Source organism: Shewanella sp. 1180_01 (assembly GCF_052850535.1).
Genome location: NZ_VXCT01000171.1, coordinates 1 through 677 on the forward strand (window position 1 = coordinate 1; position 677 = coordinate 677).

1 protein-coding gene is annotated in these 677 nt (G+C 51.4%); it reads left to right on the top strand.

Annotated elements, in window-relative coordinates; translation table 11 throughout:
• The coding region (locus FW758_RS24705) for a helix-turn-helix domain-containing protein (RefSeq protein WP_446446840.1) at nt 1-677 on the top strand (677 nt) is incomplete at both ends.

The following is a 677-nucleotide window of genomic DNA, read 5'->3' on the forward strand; positions in this document are numbered from 1 at the left end:
CGATAACGCCAATGACCAAGGCGAATGCTGGCCGAGTTACCAGAACATTGCTGAGCAGTGTGAGATAACCCGTCGCAGTGTGATGAACCACGTAAAGACGTTGGAGGACGACGGCTTTTTACGGCGCGAATATCGCAAGGGCGAGAAGGGTAACTCCACCAATATTTTCCACATTCGTTTTGAGCCGCTGGCGCCAAAATGCAAGGGAGACGCCGCTGTATTAGGGGGTGAAGCAAATTCACTATCCCCCAATGGCGCAGATTTGCCCCCTAGTGAATGTGGTTCACTATCCCCTAGTGAAGCAAATTCACCCCCTAGTGAATATGGTTCACCAGCTAGTGAACGTGGTTCACCACCCCTAGTGAATCTGGTTCACCCAGAATCTATCAATCTTGAATCTATCAAAGAATCTTTAAAAGACTCTTGTCCAGCAACGAGTGCTAAGTCGGTTTTCAATGCGTTTTTCAAAGCGTATCCGGCCCATCGCAAAGGCGGGTCGGATTCGGCTGCGTGGAAAGCGTGGAAGGCAGAAAAGCTGACCGACGCCGATTGTGTGTTGGCGGTGACGTGGTTGAAGGACGCTGCGGCGCTGGATGCAAGTTGGGGTTTTAGTGCGAACGGCCAGTTTGTGCTCGGTATTACCAAGTTTATCCGCGAACGCCATTGGCTAACACCGC